The sequence below is a fragment of the Kutzneria chonburiensis genome (assembly GCF_028622115.1).
Classification (GTDB): Bacteria; Actinomycetota; Actinomycetes; order Mycobacteriales; family Pseudonocardiaceae; genus Kutzneria; species Kutzneria chonburiensis.
This window is the reverse complement of sequence record NZ_CP097263.1, coordinates 10,123,622-10,140,731: the sequence shown is the minus strand read 5'-3', so window position 1 is coordinate 10,140,731 and position 17,110 is coordinate 10,123,622. Positions and strand designations below refer to the sequence as shown.

Genomic DNA, 17,110 nt, shown 5'->3' with positions numbered 1-17,110 from the left:
TCACAAACTCTTCTCGAACGGGAGCGGACCGCCCAGCGTCGCCGGGTCGGCGTCGACATCGAACAGCGGCCGGTAGCCGGCGCGCAGGTACAACCCGCGCGCCTCGGGCTGGCGCGGTCCGGTGGTCAGATAGACCCGCGTGTAGCCGCGCCGGGCGGCCTCCCGCTCCAGCTCGTCGACGACCAGCCGGCCGAGGCCGCGCCTGCGGTGCTCGGAGTGCGTCCAGATCCGCTTGAGTTCGGCGGTGTTGCCGTCGTAGCGGCGAAACGCGCCACCGGCGATAGCGTCATCGCCGTCGTACAGCAGCAGGAACGCGCCGCCGTCGGCCTCCTCGAACTCCTCGTTCGGATAACTGGACAGCTCCACGTTACGGCCGTATCTCGTCGTGTACTCGTACTCCAGCTCGCGGAACAACGGCTCCGCCGCCGGGTCGGACGGCTTGGTGTAGACGAACTTCACCGACTCAGTGCAGCGGAATTCCCCGTACGGCGGCGGACTTCCCAGCAGCTGGGACGGGTCCGCGGCGGTGGCTACCCTGGATTTCGTGACCACGCTGGTGTTCGTCGGGGCCGGGCCGCGGGCCACGGGTCTGCTCGAACGGATAGCCGCCAACCTGCCGGAGTTCCCGCAGGCGCTGGACATCCACCTGGTCGACCCGCATCCGCCGGGGGCCGGCCGGGTATGGCGTCATGCGCAGTCGCCGCTGCTGCGCATGAACTCCATGGCCGAGGACGTCACGATGTTCACCGACGACAGCGTGGTCTGCGAGGGCCCGATCCGCCCGGGCCCCTCGCTGTACGAATGGGCCGAGCAGGTGCGGGCCGGCGGCCTGGACGATTCCGTGCTGACGGAACAGGTCCGAGCCCTGCGGGGCAACAGCTTTCCCACCCGGCAGCTTCAGAGTCGTTACCTGGAATGGGTTTTCGACACCGTCGTCAAGCAACTGCCCGACACCGTCACGGTCACCGTGCACCCGACGACCGCGCTCACCGTCTCCGACGGCCCCGACGGCCGGCAGCTCGTGCCGCTGGCCGACGGCGAGACGCTGGTCGCCGACCTGGTCGTGATCACGCTCGGGCACCTGGACTCCGATCCGCTGCCGGCGCACCAGGAGTTGGCGAAGTACGCCGCCGACAACGACTTGCGCTACCTTCCGCCGCAATATGCCGCGGACACCGATGTTTCCGGGCTGCGCCCCGGTGAACACGTTGTCATGCGCGGATTCGGGCTGTCGTTCATCGACCTGATGGTGCTGCTGACCGAGGGCCGCGGCGGCCGGTTCACCGAGCAGTCCCCCGGCGTGCTGCACTATGAGCCGTCCGGCCGGGAACCCGTGCTGCACGTGGGTTCCCGGCGTGGCGTGCCGTACCACTCCAAGACCAACTACCGGCTGCTCGCCGACCGGCCGCCGCTCCCCCGCTTCTTCACGCCCGAGGTCGTCGACGCCTTCCCGGCCGGCAGCGACTTCCGCGCCGACGTGTGGCCGCTGCTGGCCAAGGAGATCGCCTGGGCGTACTACCACGAGCTGTTCAACGGCCATCCCACGCGCGTCCGCATGGACTGGACCGACTTCGACCGCTGGTACGCCCCGCTGCCGTGGGGCAGTCCCACCCTCGACTCGCTGATCCGGCGGGCCGTGCCGTCGGCCGACGACCGTATCGACTTCGAGGCCCTCGACCGTCCCCTGCTTGGGCGGACGGTCACCGAAGGCCAGCTGCGCGAGCACATCGCCGCCGACATCGCCCGGCGCACCGACGACCGGTTCAGCGCCGACCTCGGCGCGTTCTTCGGGCTGCTCAGCTGCTACGGCCAGCTCCAGCGGCTGAAGTCGCTGCGCCCCGCCTCCCAGGTCCGCGACCTCGACGGCTGGTGGCGCGGCTTCTTCAGCTTCATGGCTTCCGGTCCGCCCGACGACCGCCTCCGCCAGCTGCTCGCCCTGCACGACGCCGGCATCGTGCGCTTCCTCGGCGCCGACCTGCGCGTCGAGGCCGCCGACGGCGTCTTCCGCGCCGCCGGGGGTTCGGGCTCCGTCGCCGCCACCGCCCTCGTCGAGGCCTACCAGCCGGCCACGTCCGTTCGGACCAGCGGTTCCGCCCTGCTCCGCGCCCTGGACGGCGTCGAGGAGATCCTGGTCGACGGTACCGACTCGTTCCCGACGGGCCTGCTCCGCATCGCCCCCGACGGCCGCATGATCACCCCCGCCGGCCGGCCCCATCCCCGCCGCTACGGCCTCGGCCACTACTCCACCGAGCGCGCCGTCGCGGCTTTCGCCCGTCCCCGCACCAACGCCCCCGCCTTCCGGCAGAACGACGCCACCGCCCGCGCCCTGCTGGCTGCTCTGGCCGTGTAAGACCCATCAGCGTCAGACGTCTTACACGGTCGCCAGGGCAGCGTGACCTGCCTCTACTGGTCGACATACCGCCTGGTCGGTATGCTCGCGGCAAACAGCGCCGTCCAGCTCAAGGAGGAGCACGTGCCGGAGACGAGCCAACGGGTCGCGATCGTGACCGGAGCAGCCCGGGGAATCGGCGCCGCCACGGCGGTGCGGCTGGCCGCCGACGGCTTCGCGGTCGCGGTGCTCGACCTGGACGAAGCCGCGACCAAGCAGACCGTGGACGCCATCGTCGAGGCCGGCGGCCGGGCGATCGGGGTTGGCGCGGACGTCAGCGACGCCGACCAGGTGCAGGCGGCGGTGGACCGGGTGGCCGCCGAGCTGGGCGCGCCGACGGTCCTGGTGAACAACGCCGGCGTGACCAAGGACAACCTGATCTTCAAGATGTCCGAGGGCGACTGGGACACGGTCATCAACGTGCACCTGCGCGGCTCGTTCCTGATGACCAAGGCCGTGCAGAAGCACATGACCGAGGCCAGGTGGGGCCGCATCGTCAACCTGTCCAGCACCTCGGCGCTGGGCAACCGCGGCCAGGTGAACTACTCGGCGGCCAAGGCCGGCCTGCAGGGCTTCACCAAGACGCTGGCCATCGAGCTGGGCAAGTTCAACGTGACGGCCAACGCCATCGCGCCGGGCTTCATCGCCACCGACATGACGGCGGCCACCGCGGAGCGCCTCGGCGTCGGCTTCGAGGACTTCAAGACGATGGCCGCGCAGCAGATCCCGGTGAACCGGGTCGGCGTGCCCGAGGACATCGCGCACACCGTCTCCTTCCTGGTCAGCGACGGCGCGGGCTTCGTGTCGGGCCAGGTCATCTACGTGGCCGGAGGCCCCCGTGACTGATCTCAAGGCCCAGGTCGAGCAGTTCCTGGCCGACCACCCCACCGAGGGCGCGGACGCCGTCGAGTGGCTGGGCGCGCGCTTCGACGCCGGCCTGGCCTGGGTGCACTTCCCGGTCGGCCTCGGCGGCCTCGGCGCGTCCCGGTCGGCCCAGCAGGCGGTGGACGAGGCCTTCCTGGCCGCGAACGCCCCGCAGCCCAACCCGGCCGCGCCGGTGATCGGCTACGGCATGGCCGCGCCGACCATCCTCAAGTTCGGCACCGACGAGCAGCGGCAGCGCTTCCTGCGCCCGCTGTACACCGGCGAAGAGGTGTGGTGCCAGCTGTTCAGCGAGCCGGGCGCGGGCTCGGACCTCGCCACGCTGGCCACCCGCGCCGTGCGTGACGGCGACGAGTGGATCGTCGACGGCCAGAAGGTGTGGACGACCATGGGCCACGTGGCCCGCTGGGGCATCCTGGTCGCCCGCACCGACCCGTCGCTGCCCAAGCACCAGGGCCTGAGCTACTTCCTGTGCGACATGACCGACCCCGGGGTCGAGGTCCGGCCGCTGCGCCAGATCACCGGCGAGGCCGAGTTCAACGAGGTGTTCCTGTCCGGGGTTCGCGTCCCGGACGCGTACCGGCTGGGTGCGGTCGGCGAGGGCTGGAAGGTCGCCACCACCACGCTGATGAACGAGCGCGTCACCATCGGCGCGCACGCCGCCGAGCGTGAGGACGGGCTGATCGGCGCGGTCACCAAGACCTGGCGCGAACGGCCCGAGCTGCGCACCCCCGGCCTGCACGACCGGCTGCTGCGGCTGTGGGTGGACGCCGAGGCGCTGCGGCTGACCGCGGAGCGCCTGCGCCAGGGCCTGGCCGCCGGCCAGCCCGGCCCGGAGGGCTCGGCCGCCAAGCTCACCTTCGCCACGCTCAACCAGGCCATCACCGGCCTCGACGTCGAGCTGCACGGCGAGGAAGGCCTGTCCTACAAGGACTGGACGATGCGCCGTCCCACGGACGCCGACTGGGCCAGCCGCGACGCCGGCTTCCGCTACCTGCGGATGAAGGGCAACTCGATCGAGGGCGGCACCTCGGAGATCCTGCGCAACATCATCGCCGACCGCATTCTCCAGCTGCCCAAGGAGCCGCGCGGCGACGTCGACATCCCGTGGAAGGACCTGCCCCGATGAGTGACCTTCTCTATGGCGAGGTCGAGAACGACCTGCGGGCGTCGGTCCGGGACCTGCTGACCGACCGCTCGCCGTGGACCTCGGTGCTGGCCCGCGTGGAGACCGACAAGCCCTACGACCTGGAGCTGTGGCGGACCCTGGCGGCCGAGATGGGCCTGGCCGGCCTGCTCGTGCCGGAGGACCTGGGCGGCGCCGGCGCGTCGGCCCGTGAGGTCGCCGTGGTGCTGGAGGAGCTGGGCCGCGCGGTGACGCCGACCCCGTTCCTGGGCAGCGCCGTGCTGGCCACGACCGCGCTGCTGGCCGCGGGCGACACCGAGACGGTGGCGGAACTGGCCGCGGGGCAACGGATCGGCGCGCTGGCGGTGTCGCTGACCACCGCCCCGAACGCCGCGTTCCCGTCGGCCGTCAAGGTCGTCGACGGCAAGCTGACCGGCCGGGTCGGCAGCGTCGCCGACCTCGAGGTCGCCGATGTCGTTGTGGTGCCGGCGATCGGCGCCGACGGGCCGGAGCTGCACGTCGTCCAGACGGCGTCGGCCGGCGTCACCGTCACGCCGATCACGCCGCTGGACCTGACCCGCCGCATCGCCACGCTGGAGCTCGCCGACGTCGAGTCGCGCAAGCTTTCCGGCGACGCGGCCGCGGCTTTGCGCACGGCATTGACCACCGGCGCGGGTCTGCTGGCGGCCGAGCAGCTGGGCGTTGCCCAGTGGTGCCTGGACGCGACCACCGAGTACGTCGCCACGCGGCACCAGTTCGGGCGGCCGATCGGCTCGTTCCAGGCGCTGCGGCACCGGCTGGCCGACCTGTGGGCGTCGGTGTCCGGGGCGGTCGCCGTCTCCCGCGCCGCAGCCGACGCGCTGGCCACCGGGTCCGATGTGGACATCGCCGTCGCGGTGGCGGCGTCGTACTGCTCGGAGCTGGCCGTGCACGCGGCGGAGGAAGCTCTTCAGCTGCACGGCGGCATCGGCATGACGTGGGAGCACCCGGTGCACCTGTACCTGGGCCGCGCCAAGAGCTCCGAGCTCGCGCTGGGCACTCCCGAGCGGCACCGCGACGCCTTGGCGTCCTTCGTCGACCTGCCGGCCTGAGGAGAAGCCAAGGTATGCGCACGTTCGCGAACCTCGACGAGGTCAAGGCGGCCAAGGGTGAGCAGCTCGGCGTCACCGAATGGCACCTGGTGACGCAGGAACAGGTCAACCTGTTCGCCGACGCCACCGAGGACCACCAGTGGATCCACGTGGATCTGGACAGGGCGGCCAAGGGCCCGTTCGGCGGCCCGGTGGCGCACGGCTACCTGACGCTGAGCATGCTGGCCAAGTTCTCCGGGCAGCTGTGGAAGGTCGGCGGGCTGTCCATGGCCGTCAACTACGGGCTCAACAAAGTTCGCTTCCCACAACCAGTTCGGGTGGGCAAGCGGATCCGGGCCCACGGCCAGCTGGCCGACATCGCCGAGAACAAGATGGGCCTACAGGTGACGGTGCTCATCACGGTGGAGATCGAGGGCGAGGCGAAGCCGGGCTGCGTGGCCGAGTCGCTGGCCCTGCTGGTGCCGGCCGGCTAATTACCCATCAGGTCACGGATCGGAAACTCCGGCGACAGCGGTCACGTCCGGCTGGGACAGTGCTCCGACGGCGGGAATCGCCCGCTGTCGGAGCCTTCCATTCCCGGAGCAACAGTGAACACCAGCATGAGCCCGGCCGTCTCCATCGTCCTCGGCCTCGTCTACCTCGCCGTCGTCATCTTCGAGATCGCGGCGTACTGGAAGGTCTTCGAGAAGGCCGGCCGTCCCGGCTGGGGCGCGATCATCCCGATCTACAACCTGTACCTGGTGCTGAAGGTGGCCGGCCGTCCCGGCTGGTGGCTGATCCTGTACATCATCCCGCTGGTCAACATCATCATCCACATCATCGTCTCGCTGGACGTTGCCCGTAACTTCGGCAAGGGCGGCGCGTTCGGCTTCTTCATGGTCTTCCTGCTGGCCCCGATCGGCATCCCGATCCTGGGCTTCGGCAGCGCGCAGTACGTCGGCCAGCGCCCGCAGCAGCAGTACTGAGTTTCCTCGGTCATCGCCCGATTCCTTTGTAGGATCGGGCGATGACCGATGTCGTGCTGGTGGAGGACTCCGACGGGGTGCGGCTGCTCACGCTGAACCGGCCGGAGAAGCTGAACGCGTGGACCCCGGCGATGGAGGAGCAGTTCTTCGGCGCGCTGGCCGCCGCCGACGAGGATCCGACCGTCCGGGCGATCGTCGTCACCGGCGCCGGCCGCGGCTTCTGCGCCGGGGCCGACCTGACCGCGCTGGGCGCGGTCGATCCCTCGAAGATCACCGAGGCCGACATCCATCCCAGCGGCAAGCCGATCAGCTACGCGCTGTCGGTGCGCAAGCCGGTGATCGCCGCGATCAACGGCCCGGCGGCCGGCATCGGTTTGGTCATCGCCCTGTATTGCGACGTCCGGTTCGCCGCCGACGACGCCAAGTTCACCACCGCCTTCTCGCGCCGCGGGCTGATCGCCGAGCACGGCATCGCCTGGCAGCTGCCGCGGCTGGTCGGGGCCAGCCGGGCCATGGACCTGTTGCTGTCCAGCCGAATCCTGCTCGGCGACGAGGCCGGCCGGATCGGTCTCGTCGACCACGTGCTGCCGGTGAACGAGGTCCTACCCGCCGCGCTGGCCTACGCCAGGGACCTGGCCGAGAACTGCTCGCCGCAGTCCATGGCGATCATCAAGGGGCAGGTGCTGGCCGCCCAGGAGTCCGATTTGGACAGTTCCCGCCGGGAGGCCGTCGAGCTGATGCTGGCTTCCTTCGGCACGGCCGATTTCCGTGAAGGTGTGCTGAGCCACCTGGAGAAGCGGCCGCCGCGGTTCGATGCGCTTGACCCTGACACCGTGTGAGCCCGTAGACCGGACCGCATCATGTTCAGCATCGGAGACTTCGCCCGCCTCGGGCTCGTGTCGGTCCGCATGTTGCGGCACTACGACGGCATCGGTCTGCTGCCGCCGGCCCGGGTCGACCACGCCACCGGCTACCGGTGGTACGCCGCCGACCAGCTGCCCCGGCTCAACCGGATCGTCGCGCTGCGCAAGCTCGGCTTCACGCTGCACCAGGTGGCCGAGATGCTCGACGAGGCCGTCACCGCCGAGCAGCTGCACGGCATGCTGCGGCTGCGGCGGGCCGAGCTGGCCGCCCAGGTGGCCGCCGACAACGCCCGGCTGGCCCAGGTGCAGGCACGTCTCCGCAGCATCGAAAGGGAGGGCAAGATGCCGTCGGTCGACGTCGTGCTCAAGAAGGTGCCGCCGGTCCGGGTGGCCGAGCTGACCGCGCTCGCCGCCAGCTACGAGCCGGAGGACATCGGGCCGGTGATCCAGCCGCTGTACGCCCGTGTGGAGGCCGCACTGGCCCGGTCGGGGTTGGGGACCTGGGGTCCCGGTATCGCGTACTACGAGGACGTTCCGGACGGTGTGCTGGTGCACGCCGCCGTGCAGGTCTCCGGCGAGATCGAGGGCGACTCGGAACTCGAGGTGACGTCCCTGCCCGGCCTTCCGGAGGCCGCGACCGCCGTGCACCACGGTCCGATGTCGGAGTGCGGGACCACGATGAACGAGCTGGCCCAGTGGTTGTCCGACAACGGGTATCGGGGTGGGCAGTACGCCCGTGAGGTGTACCTGCACTGCCCGCCGGGCGTCGACCAGCAGGGGTGGGTCACCGAGCTCCAGATCCCGGTGGCCCGGGACTGAAGGGGTGGCTGGTCGTGGCCCGCCGCCACGTGACCACGACCAGCCACTCCACAGAGTGTGTCCGTCCTGGCACCCTCCGGCAATGCTCCACTTGGAAGCGCTCTCACCGACCGGTTTAGACCGAACGGCCGACGACATCTTTCACGTGATGCATTAAGCCGTGCAGGTACGGGCCGGGTTTCCGCTAGTTCGCGGGCACCTCGTTCCAGGTCAGCTCACGCTGGTAGCCGTGCCGCCAGCCGCGGGCCCGGACCGGGTCGGTCCGCGGCGTGTCACCGTTGGGCGACTTGGCATCCACATTCTGCCCGCTGTCGTAGAAGCACTGCAGCGCCCGGTAGCCCCAGTCCTCCCAGCCGCCCCAGGAGAACAGCTCTGCGTTGCCGCCCAGCGGCGACGAGTTCGACGGCTCCATCACGATCGGCTGCACGTCGCCGCCGCTACAGGCCATCACCTGCAACTTGCCCAGGTTGATCAGACCGAACCGGTCGTCGCCGCCGATCTGCATCCACTGGCAGTACGAGTTGCCGGCCGCGGCGCCCTTGCTCTGCAGCCAGGTCGACTGGTTGGTGGGGCTGGCGCACAGCACCTGATCGTTGAACGCGCCGTTCTGGATCATCACCCCGCCGCCCGCCGGCGCGGCCGACGCGACCGCGGGCGTGGCGACGAGCCCGGCCGCGACGACGGCGGCGGACAGCAGCCCCCAGGTGGTCCTACCCATGATGGCACTCCTTCGTGTTCCGGTTTCGCTGACAGTCCGAAGTTAGACCGTCCAACTTCGGACTGTCTAGAACCTACGGTCCAAGTTAGGACGGTCGGCCGCCGACACTGCTCCCCTAACCGGTCAGTCGTGGAATAGGCTGCGGCAATGAGCCTGCGGCATGCCCTGATCGGCCTACTGCGCGAGCGGCCGGCCAGCGGCTACGACCTGATGCAGATCTTCGAGAAGTCCCTGCACCAGGTCTGGCCGGCGACCAAGAGCCAGGTCTACGCCGAGCTGGCCAAGCTGGCCGAGGCCGGGCTGATCGCCGTGACGGCGGAGGGCCCGCGCGGCCGGCGGGAGTACGCGCCGACCGAGGCCGGCCTGGCCGAGCTGCGGCACTGGCTGGTCGAGGTCACGCCGGAGGAGCACCAGCGCAGCGAGACCCTGCTGCGGGTGTTCCTGCTCGGCGCGGTGGATCGCGCGCAGGCCAAGGAGTTCATGCTGGCGGTCCGGGAGCGGACGCTGGCCGATCTGGCCCGTCTCGACGCCCTGACCGCCAGCATCGACTGGGACGGGCACGGTGACACCGACCTGGCCCGCTACGGCGTCATCGTGATGGAGTGGGGCCGCCGGATGATGGAGATGACCCGCGAGTGGTCGGAATGGGGCGCGGCCCGCATCCCCGACTAGTCGGCCAGGATCTGCTCGCGCAGGATGTCGGCGTGGCCGCAGTGCTGGGCCAGTTCGCGCAGCATGTGCAGGTAGACCCAGCGCAGCGGCAGCGGGCCGCGGCGGTTGCCGTGCAACAGGTCGTCCAGGCCCAGGGGCGCGGTCGCGATACGCGACGCCTCGCAGGCCTCACGGTGCGCCTGCTGGACGCCGGCGATGGTGTCGGAGTCGTTGAGCGCGAAGGACTCGTCCGGCGTCGCCGGAATCCCGATCTCGGCCCGGGACCGGCCGCTGATGCCCTCGTCGAACCAGACCTTCTCGACGAAGGTCGCGTGCTTGACCAGGCCGAGCAACGTCGTCCTGGACGACACCATGCAGCGGCGGGCCTGCTCCTCGGTCAGCCCGTCGAGGCAGGCGGTGAGATCGCGGCGGTGCTCGTCGAGGAACACGTCGAACTGAGCGCGGATCGGGTCGTGGAAGACGTCCATGCTGGACGCCGCCGGGAGTGTGGACATGCCCGGAGCATGTCAGACCCCGCCGCCGAACGTCACCAGAAATGCCACATGCGCTTCCCACTTGGCAGCTGGGCGCAAGTGAGAAGCGCATGTGGCAACGGCGCTAGGTGGTGCTGAAACCGCTGAAGTCCACCTCGGCCGTGGTCCGCGGCGCGTGCGAGATGGCGTAGATGCCGACGTCCTGGGTCGCGGTGGCCGACGGCACATTCCCGGCGCCGACCAGGATCCAGTTGCTGCCGTCGGTCGAGTAGTAGCCGGAGAACGTCGTGCCGGTGCGGGTCAGCTTCAGCCACGCCGGGTAGACCGCGCTGGCCACGGAAGCCTGCTGGTCGAGCAGCCCGTCGCCGTCGCTGTCCCAGTCGAGCAGGAAGCCGTTACCGGGCGTCTCGGCCAGGATCACGTGTCCGGCGCCGGCATTGGCGTTGCCGATGTCGTTGCGCACCATGATGCCGGCCTTGGCCCAGACGTTGCTGTCGTCCTGGGAGTCGATTCGCACGATGGTCGTGGAACCGTCATGTTCCTTGCCCGGCAGGTACATCGCGCCGTACTCGTTGACGCTGCCCCACAGGTCCGCGCCCTGGGCCTGGATGCCGAGCCGGTCGCCGTCCTGGCTGAACTGGGCGGTCGTGGAGGCGAACGTCTTGTACGGACCGGTGACCGGATGGTTGACGGTCGTCGAGTCGGCCGCGGCCAGCGTGGCGGAACCGCCCAGCACGTAACGGAAATCGGCGGTGGCGTTGACCGTGGACGTGGTGAACAGCTTGTCCGAGGCGGCGATCGTCACCGTGAACGGGATCCGCACCTTCTCCCCGGCCACACCACCGACCGTGACGCCGGCGTCGCCGGCGTCACGGTGGCGCCGGAAGATGCCTTCAGGGCAAGGGAAACGGTGGTCACCGGGGTCGAGCCGTTGTCAACGAACTCGAGAACACCGGTCCGCTTGAGGGGATCGGCCCCGGCCGCGTCCCACGTCAGCGACACCGAGGTGTTCGGCCTGGCCAGCAGATCGGCGTGGTGCAGGGCCCGAACCCGGTACAGGGCAACGCCATGCGCCGGCACGTCGGTCGAGATCGTGCCGGTCGACTCGGTCTTGTCGTGGCTCCACAGATCCTGCAACGAGTAGTCGACCGCCTTGGGCAGGCCCAGCGCCGCCGCGGTCGTCGACACGGCCCGCGGCGCATTGGCCGTGTTGAACAGGCCGACGATCACGTCGCCGTTGCGCTCCGTCTTGGCGAACACCTGCGTGTCGGCATCGCCGGAGATGCGCTTGGCGTCAATGGCATCCTGGTCCACCGCCAGCACATCGGCGTTGCGCAGCAAGGAAAGATCCGTCGTGTCGAGATGCGTGAGATCCGTGCCGAGGAACAGCGGCGAGGACGCCAGCGACCACAGACTCGCCTGCGTCTTGCGCTCGTCCAGGGTGAGGCCGTCGTTGGCGCCGTTGCCGATCTCCAGCGAGTCGTAGTCGTTGAAGCCCTTGGGTCCGCCGATCCCGGCCCACGCCGCGACCTGGTCGAAACGGGAGGCCACCGAGGCCCACGTGGTCAGCGGATAGCTCGAGTCGTTGGGCCCGCAGTAGCACTCCACGTCGCCGCCGGTCCGCCAGCCGTCGGCGTAGTCCTGCCACGTCTTGGCGCTGTTGATGTCCAGGCTGTTGGACAGCTCCAGGTGCACCTTGCGACCGCTGCTGGCCAACGCCTTCGACCACGCCTCAACGTCCTGCGGGTCCTGCGAGCCGACCCCGTCCAGCTTCAGGTAGTCGATGCCCCAGGACGTGAACTGCTTGGCCCAGCCGTCGATGAACGCCTGCGCGCCGGGCTTGGTGAAGTCGATGCCGACCATGCCGCCGCAGTTGTAGTTGGCTTCGTTGAAGGAGGTCGCGATGTCCCGTGCGTGATACGGCGTGCCCTCGATCGCGCTGTTCTGCTCGACGGCCTGCTTCGAGATGCCGGGCGTCATGTAGAGGCCGAACTTCAGGCCGAGCGAGTGCACGTAGTCGGCGGTGACCTGGATGCCGCTCTTCGCCCCCTGCGCCGGGAACTTGGTCCCGTCGATCACCCAGCGGCCGTACTGGTCGACGTTCGGACCCTGCGCGCCCGGGCACTGGTACCAGAAGTCGTCGATGTTGACGTACTGATAGCCGAGCTTGGCCAGTCCGCTGTCCTTCATGGCCTTGGCCTGCGCCTCGATGATCGCGGCCGTCGGGTTCTTGCGGACGAAGCTCCAGCTGCTCCAGCCCAGCGGCGGCTTGGCGGTCGGCGCGTCGGCGACCGCCTGCGGCGCGACGGCGGTCAGGCCGCCGATCGCCAGCAGGGCGGCTAACGCCGTGGTCAGGGCGCGATTCCTCATACGTCGGCTTCCTTCCACCCCGGTGTGAAAGCGGCACGACTCCGCTCATGACCGAACGGAATCGAACACGACTCGCCAGAGCTCACCAAACCGGCTGACAGGTGTCAAGGGTGCGTGTGGAAGCGGGCAACCCCCGCCAGCCACCCGCCCACCCGTCGTTTCCTCCACCTGAGTGGCTCACTTGGCCCCCACGCCCAATTGAGCCACTCACGTGACCGAAAAGTCCGCACGTGAGTGGCTCAGTTGGCGCACGAACGCAAATGAGCCACTCACGTAGCAAGAAAATCAGCGGGCGGTGCGGATCATCTCGCCGAGGCGGTAGACCATGCGCGAGGCATCGCCCGGGGACACGGTCGCCCAGTCCTGGCCGTCCCGGCCGCGCGCGACGACGCTGTAATACCGCCCGGCGGCGTTGTCGAACCAGCTCATGCCGGGCAGGCGACGGACCCGCCCGCGCTCGTCGTACAGACCGACGCCGATCTGCCCGAGCCGCAGCACTTCCGGCTCCAACATGGTGGCCAGCGCCTTCTGCTGATCCTTGGACGCCGACTCCGCGGTCCGCCGCGTCACGGCCATCGACGGCATCGCCGGCCGGCCGTCGCCGGCACTGCCGACCAGGCTCGCCGGCAGCGAGATCTCCTGCCCCGGCCCGGCTTTCGTCGGCGGCAGCAGACCCACGATGCTCGCCGCCAGCGCCGTGTCCCGGGTCCACTCCAGCCGGACCATCTGTCCTTCCTGGACCATCAGCACCGCGTCACGCCCCCGCGCCGCCGCGGCCGCGCGCAGCATCGACGCCTGCGTCGTCTGCACGTCCACAGTGGAGATGGTGTCCAGTTGGATGTGCGGCCGCGCCACCAGCGCCAGCGCCGCCGCGATCGGCTGCGCCACCCGCCCACGCTCGGTCACGCCGCGTTGTTCCATGTCGGCGTGCACGGCGGCCCGGATGCGCGACCGCTCCTCGTACGTCTCCCCGTAGCTGGGGACCTGGAACGGATAGGGCAGCGCGCCCAGCCGGAGCTCTTCCCAGAGCATGTCGAACGCGGCCAGCGAGACAGTGACGATCGGTGACATCGCCACTGAACCTATCGCACCGCCGGCCCCCGAACAGGTGGAACCGACACCTCACATTGACGGGCCCACCGAGCCGCAGTATGTTCGGTCAGAGAACGAGCGTGCGCAATACGAACACCAGGCACGGTTGACCGGATCACCGGAGGACGGCAGATGGCTCGGATCGGGACCCTCGCGGAGGGGGTGGCGGCGGTCGTCCACGACGGCGACACGGTGGCGTTCGAGGGCTTCACGCACCTCATCCCGTTCGCCGCCGGGCACGAGGTGATCCGGCAGCGGATCCGCGGCCTCACGCTGGTCAGAATGACCCCGGACGTCATCTACGACCAGCTCATCGGGGCCGGCTGCGCCCGCAAGCTGGTGTTCTCCTGGGGCGGCAACCCGGGCGTCGGCTCGCTGCACCGCTTCCGCGACGCCGTGCAGCACGAGTGGCCGGCCCCGCTGGAGCTGGAGGAGCACAGTCACGCCGGCATGGCCAACCGCTACGTCGCCGGGGCCTCGGGCCTGCCGTTCGCGGTGCTGCGCGGCTACACCGGCACCGATCTGCCGGCCCAGACCGAGAACATCAAGCCGATCACCTGCCCGTTCACCGGCGAGGTGCTGACCGCGGTGCCTGCGCTGAAACTGGACTCGGCGGTCATCCACGCGCAGCGCGCCGACCGCCAGGGCAACGTGCAGCTGTGGGGCATCACCGGCGTGCAGAAGGAGGCGGTGCTGGCCGCCGAGCGCTCGCTGGTCACGGTGGAGGAGATCGTCGACGAGCTGGAGCCGGTGCCCGGCGCGGTCGTGCTGCCGTCCTGGGCCGTCGGCCATGTGGCCGCGGTGCCGGGCGGCGCGCACCCGTCCTACGCCGCCGGCTATTCGGTGCGGGACAACGACTTCTACCAGGAATGGGACGCGATCAGCCGGGACCGGGACGAGTTCACGCGCTGGCTGGAGGACCTGAAGTGAGCGAGCTTGCGAGCGAACCATCCAACACAGGAACTGTTCTCGCCGCCGACGAAGGAGGCGGCGTGAACTACACCGCCGACGAGATGATGACCGTCGCCGCGGCGCGGGCGCTCAATGACGGCGTCGTCTGCTTCGTGGGCATCGGCCTGCCGAGCACCGCCGCCAACCTGGCCCGCCGCACCAACGCCCCCAACCTGGTGCTGGTGTACGAATCCGGCACGCTGGGGGCCAAACCGGACCGGCTGCCGCTGTCCATCGGCGACGGCATCCTGGCCGAGACCGCGGACGCGGTGATCGGCGTGCCCGAGGTGTTCAACTACTGGCTCCAGCCGGGCCGGATCGACGTCGGCTTCCTGGGCGCGGCCCAGATCGACAAGTACGGCAACATCAACACCACCGTCATCGGCGGCGACTACCACAACCCCAAGGTGCGGCTGCCCGGCGCCGGTGGCGCGCCGGAGATCGCGGCCTCCTGCAAGGAGGTCATCGTGGTGGTGCGGCAGAGCCCGCGGGCCTTCGTGGACCGGGTCGACTTCGTCACCTCCTTCGGCTTCGGCCGGGGCCCCGGCGAGCGTGAGGCGCTCGGCCTGCGCGGCGGCGGCCCACGCCGGATCATCACCGATCTCGGTGTGCTGCAACCGGATCCGGACACGTGCGAGTTCGTGCTCACGCACCTGCACCCGGGCGTCGAGCTGGCCGACGTGAAGGCCGCGACCGGGTGGGACCTCGGCGTCTCCCCCGACCTGAGCCGGTCGGCGACGCCGACCGAGGAGGAGCTGTCCGTGCTGCGGGCCTTGAAGGCGGCATCATGATCACCGACGTGTTCATCGCGGACGCGGTCCGCACCCCCATCGGCAAGTACGCCGGCGGGCTGGCCAAGGTCCGCCCGGACGACCTGGCCGCCGGCACGCTGAAGTCCCTGCTGGCCCGCACCCCCGGCCTCGACCCGGCCCGCATCGACGACGTGGTGCTCGGCGACGCCAACGGGGCCGGCGAGGACAACCGCGACGTGGCCCGGATGGCGACGCTGCTGGCCGGGCTGCCGGTGTTGGTGCCCGGCAGCACCGTGAACCGGCTGTGCGGCTCCGGCATGGAGGCCGTGATCGGGGCGTCCCGGGCCGTCGCGGTCGGCGACGCGTCCATCGTGGTCGCCGGCGGCGTGGAGTCGATGACCAGGGCGCCGTGGGTGCTGCCCAAGCCCGATCACGCCTTCGACCGCGCCCACGAGACGCTGCACTCGACCACGCTGGGCTGGCGCATGGTCAACCCTGCCATGCCCGAGCAGTGGACGGTCAGCCTGGGCGAGGCCACCGAGCAGCTGGCCGAGAAGTACGGCATCGGCCGCGAGGAGCAGGACGTGTTCGCCGCGGCCAGCCACCACAAAGCCGCGGCCGCCTGGGAAAAGGGCGTCTTCGCCGACGAGATCGTCCAGGTGCCGGGGGCCGAGCTCGAGCGGGACGAGAACATCCGGCCGGACACCTCGGTGGAGAAGCTGGCCAAGCTCCGGCCGGCGTTCCGCCCGGACGGCACCATCACCGGCGGCAACGCCTCCCCGCTCAACGACGGCGCGGCCGCGCTGGTCATCGCCGACCAGGCCGGCATCGACTCGTTCGGCGGCCGGCCGCTGGCCCGCATCGCCGCCCGCGCCGCGCACGGCGTCGAGCCGCAGTTCTTCGGCATCGGCCCGGTCGAGGCGGCCAACCGGGCGCTGGCCCGGGCCGGCATCGGCTGGTCCGACCTGAGCGTGGTCGAGCTCAACGAGGCGTTCGCCGCGCAGTCGCTGGCCTGCCTGTCGCTGTGGCCCGAACTCGACCCGGCCATCGTCAACGTCAACGGCGGCGCCATCGCCATCGGGCACCCGCTCGGCTGCTCCGGCGCGCGCATCCTGGGCTCGCTGGCCTGGGAGCTGCACCGCCGCGGTGGCGGCTGGGGGCTGGCCGCCATCTGCATCGGCGTCGGCCAGGGCCTGGCCGTCGTCCTGGAAGCGTGAAGGAGAAGCCGGTGAAACTTCCGCACTACACGCCGGACGGCGAGTCGCACCCGCCCAACTCCAGCGAGCCCTACCGGTCCAGCGTGCTGCGCGCCCCGCACCGACCGTTGCAGCTGATCCCGCAGCACCTGACCGAGGTCACCGGCCCGCTGCTGGGCCCGGACCGGGTCGGCGAACTCGACCACGACCTGACCCGCCAGCACCTCGCGGCCCCGCTGGGCGAGCGGATCATCGTCAGCGGGCAGGTGCTGGACGCCAACAACCGGCCGCTGCCCAACACGTTGGTCGAGGTGTGGCAGGCCAATTCGGCCGGCCGGTACGCGCACGACCGGGACCGCCACGACGCCCCGCTGGACCCCAACTTCAGCGGCGTCGGGCGCACCGTCACCGACGCGCAGGGCAACTACCGGTTCGTGACGATCAAGCCCGGGGCCTATCCGTGGCGCAACCACGACAACGCCTGGCGGCCGGCCCACATCCACTTCTCGCTGTTCGGCCGGGCCTTCACCCAGCGGCTGATCACCCAGATGTACTTCCCGGGCGATCCGCTGTTCCCGTTCGACCCGATCTACAACTCGGTGCGGGACGAGAAGGCCCGGCAGCGCATGATCTCCCGCTTCGACCTGGAGACCACGCAGCCGGAGTGGGCCCTGTCGTACAAGTTCGACATCGTGCTGCGCGGCAGCGACGCCAGCGTGTTCGAGGACGAGGAGGACGATCAGTGACCGAG

The 17,110-nt window shown here is 70.2% G+C and carries 19 protein-coding genes; 13 read left to right on the top strand and 6 right to left on the bottom strand.

The window, feature by feature from the left end:
* A complete protein-coding gene (locus tag M3Q35_RS47140) occupies positions 1-459 on the bottom strand; it encodes a GNAT family N-acetyltransferase (RefSeq protein ID WP_273939149.1) in 459 nt (152 codons plus the stop codon).
* Between the two features lie 85 nt (positions 460-544).
* Here M3Q35_RS47140 and M3Q35_RS47135 point away from each other — a divergent pair, with 85 nt between their 5' ends.
* From M3Q35_RS47135 to M3Q35_RS47100, 8 genes are all read left to right on the top strand, one after another.
* A complete protein-coding gene (locus M3Q35_RS47135; protein WP_273939148.1) occupies positions 545-2,350 on the top strand; it encodes an FAD/NAD(P)-binding protein in 1,806 nt (601 codons plus the stop codon).
* A gap of 81 nt (positions 2,351-2,431) precedes the next feature.
* Positions 2,432-3,235: a 3-oxoacyl-ACP reductase FabG gene (fabG, locus tag M3Q35_RS47130; RefSeq protein ID WP_379793748.1), complete on the top strand. Its 804-nt coding sequence runs from the start codon at positions 2,432-2,434 to the stop codon at positions 3,233-3,235.
* On the top strand, positions 3,228-4,400 hold the full coding sequence (locus M3Q35_RS47125; RefSeq protein ID WP_273939146.1) for an acyl-CoA dehydrogenase family protein: 1,173 nt from the start codon (positions 3,228-3,230) through the stop codon (positions 4,398-4,400). The genes fabG and M3Q35_RS47125 overlap by 8 nt, the downstream gene beginning before the upstream one ends.
* The gene (locus M3Q35_RS47120) at positions 4,397-5,488 is read left to right on the top strand and encodes an acyl-CoA dehydrogenase family protein (RefSeq protein ID WP_273939145.1); all 1,092 of its coding nucleotides are present in this window, start codon (positions 4,397-4,399) and stop codon (positions 5,486-5,488) included. The genes M3Q35_RS47125 and M3Q35_RS47120 overlap by 4 nt, the downstream gene beginning before the upstream one ends.
* A 14-nt stretch (positions 5,489-5,502) precedes the next feature.
* Positions 5,503-5,961, top strand: coding sequence for a MaoC family dehydratase (locus M3Q35_RS47115; protein ID WP_273939144.1), 459 nt, complete (start codon positions 5,503-5,505; stop codon positions 5,959-5,961).
* Positions 5,962-6,075: 114 nt separating this feature from the next.
* A complete protein-coding gene (locus tag M3Q35_RS47110) occupies positions 6,076-6,453 on the top strand; it encodes a DUF5684 domain-containing protein (protein WP_273939143.1) in 378 nt (125 codons plus the stop codon).
* 41 nt (positions 6,454-6,494) lie between these two features.
* Positions 6,495-7,292, top strand: a complete 798-nt coding sequence (locus tag M3Q35_RS47105; RefSeq protein WP_273939142.1) for an enoyl-CoA hydratase-related protein — start codon at positions 6,495-6,497, stop codon at positions 7,290-7,292.
* 21 nt (positions 7,293-7,313) lie between these two features.
* Complete coding sequence (locus M3Q35_RS47100) at positions 7,314-8,135, top strand: MerR family transcriptional regulator (protein ID WP_273939141.1); 822 nt, start codon at positions 7,314-7,316, stop codon at positions 8,133-8,135.
* Between the two features lie 184 nt (positions 8,136-8,319).
* On the opposite strand, the gene M3Q35_RS47095 is transcribed toward M3Q35_RS47100, so the two are convergent.
* On the bottom strand, positions 8,320-8,853 hold the full coding sequence (locus M3Q35_RS47095) for an aliphatic sulfonate ABC transporter substrate-binding protein (protein ID WP_273939140.1): 534 nt from the start codon (positions 8,851-8,853) through the stop codon (positions 8,320-8,322).
* A 147-nt stretch (positions 8,854-9,000) separates the two neighbouring features.
* On the opposite strand from M3Q35_RS47095, the gene M3Q35_RS47090 reads away from it, so the two are divergent.
* The gene (locus M3Q35_RS47090; RefSeq protein WP_273939139.1) at positions 9,001-9,525 is read left to right on the top strand and encodes a PadR family transcriptional regulator; all 525 of its coding nucleotides are present in this window, start codon (positions 9,001-9,003) and stop codon (positions 9,523-9,525) included.
* Here the strand turns inward: M3Q35_RS47090 and M3Q35_RS47085 are convergent.
* The 4 genes from M3Q35_RS47085 to M3Q35_RS47070 form a co-directional block, all read right to left on the bottom strand.
* A complete protein-coding gene (locus M3Q35_RS47085; RefSeq protein ID WP_273939138.1) occupies positions 9,522-10,019 on the bottom strand; it encodes a DinB family protein in 498 nt (165 codons plus the stop codon). The genes M3Q35_RS47090 and M3Q35_RS47085 overlap by 4 nt on opposite strands.
* Positions 10,020-10,122: 103 nt before the next feature.
* Positions 10,123-10,836 carry a DUF1349 domain-containing protein gene (locus M3Q35_RS47080; RefSeq protein ID WP_273939137.1) on the bottom strand — a complete coding sequence of 238 codons (714 nt, stop codon included), beginning with the start codon at positions 10,834-10,836 and terminating at the stop codon, positions 10,123-10,125.
* A complete protein-coding gene (locus M3Q35_RS47075; RefSeq protein ID WP_273939136.1) occupies positions 10,800-12,368 on the bottom strand; it encodes a glycoside hydrolase family 27 protein in 1,569 nt (522 codons plus the stop codon). Before M3Q35_RS47075 ends, M3Q35_RS47080 begins: the two co-directional genes overlap by 37 nt.
* Before the next feature lie 285 nt (positions 12,369-12,653).
* Entirely contained in the window at positions 12,654-13,439 is a 786-nt protein-coding gene (locus M3Q35_RS47070) for an ESX secretion-associated protein EspG (RefSeq protein ID WP_273939135.1), read from the bottom strand.
* A gap of 153 nt (positions 13,440-13,592) precedes the next feature.
* On the opposite strand from M3Q35_RS47070, the gene M3Q35_RS47065 reads away from it, so the two are divergent.
* The 4 genes from M3Q35_RS47065 (at position 13,593) to pcaH (ending at position 17,105) form a co-directional block, all read left to right on the top strand.
* Positions 13,593-14,390 (top strand): CoA transferase subunit A, encoded by a 798-nt coding sequence (locus tag M3Q35_RS47065; protein WP_273939134.1) that lies wholly within the window; start codon positions 13,593-13,595, stop codon positions 14,388-14,390.
* Between the two features lie 83 nt (positions 14,391-14,473).
* On the top strand, positions 14,474-15,202 hold the full coding sequence (locus tag M3Q35_RS47060; RefSeq protein ID WP_273944736.1) for a CoA-transferase subunit beta: 729 nt from the start codon (positions 14,474-14,476) through the stop codon (positions 15,200-15,202).
* Complete coding sequence (locus tag M3Q35_RS47055) at positions 15,202-16,380, top strand: thiolase family protein (protein ID WP_273944735.1); 1,179 nt, start codon at positions 15,202-15,204, stop codon at positions 16,378-16,380. The genes M3Q35_RS47060 and M3Q35_RS47055 overlap by 1 nt, the downstream gene beginning before the upstream one ends.
* 11 nt (positions 16,381-16,391) lie before the next feature.
* Positions 16,392-17,105: a protocatechuate 3,4-dioxygenase subunit beta gene (gene pcaH, locus M3Q35_RS47050; protein WP_273939133.1), complete on the top strand. Its 714-nt coding sequence runs from the start codon at positions 16,392-16,394 to the stop codon at positions 17,103-17,105.
* The last annotated feature ends 5 nt before the right edge of the window (positions 17,106-17,110 follow it).

What these genes read in the sequence shown, in the direction of transcription:
- fabG (WP_379793748.1), top strand. Translation starts at nt 2,432, where the DNA reads ATGCTCGCGGCAAACAGCGCCGTCCAGCTCAAGGAGGAGCACGTGCCG.
- M3Q35_RS47120 (WP_273939145.1), top strand. Translation starts at nt 4,397, where the DNA reads ATGAGTGACCTTCTCTATGGCGAGGTCGAGAACGACCTGCGGGCGTCG.
- M3Q35_RS47115 (WP_273939144.1), top strand. Translation starts at nt 5,503, where the DNA reads ATGCGCACGTTCGCGAACCTCGACGAGGTCAAGGCGGCCAAGGGTGAG.
- M3Q35_RS47105 (WP_273939142.1), top strand. Translation starts at nt 6,495, where the DNA reads ATGACCGATGTCGTGCTGGTGGAGGACTCCGACGGGGTGCGGCTGCTC.
- M3Q35_RS47100 (WP_273939141.1), top strand. Translation starts at nt 7,314, where the DNA reads ATGTTCAGCATCGGAGACTTCGCCCGCCTCGGGCTCGTGTCGGTCCGC.
- M3Q35_RS47095 (WP_273939140.1), bottom strand. Translation starts at nt 8,853, where the DNA reads ATGGGTAGGACCACCTGGGGGCTGCTGTCCGCCGCCGTCGTCGCGGCC.
- M3Q35_RS47090 (WP_273939139.1), top strand. Translation starts at nt 9,001, where the DNA reads ATGAGCCTGCGGCATGCCCTGATCGGCCTACTGCGCGAGCGGCCGGCC.
- M3Q35_RS47085 (WP_273939138.1), bottom strand. Translation starts at nt 10,019, where the DNA reads ATGTCCACACTCCCGGCGGCGTCCAGCATGGACGTCTTCCACGACCCG.
- M3Q35_RS47075 (WP_273939136.1), bottom strand. Translation starts at nt 12,368, where the DNA reads ATGAGGAATCGCGCCCTGACCACGGCGTTAGCCGCCCTGCTGGCGATC.
- M3Q35_RS47070 (WP_273939135.1), bottom strand. Translation starts at nt 13,439, where the DNA reads ATGTCACCGATCGTCACTGTCTCGCTGGCCGCGTTCGACATGCTCTGG.
- M3Q35_RS47065 (WP_273939134.1), top strand. Translation starts at nt 13,593, where the DNA reads ATGGCTCGGATCGGGACCCTCGCGGAGGGGGTGGCGGCGGTCGTCCAC.
- M3Q35_RS47060 (WP_273944736.1), top strand. Translation starts at nt 14,474, where the DNA reads ATGATGACCGTCGCCGCGGCGCGGGCGCTCAATGACGGCGTCGTCTGC.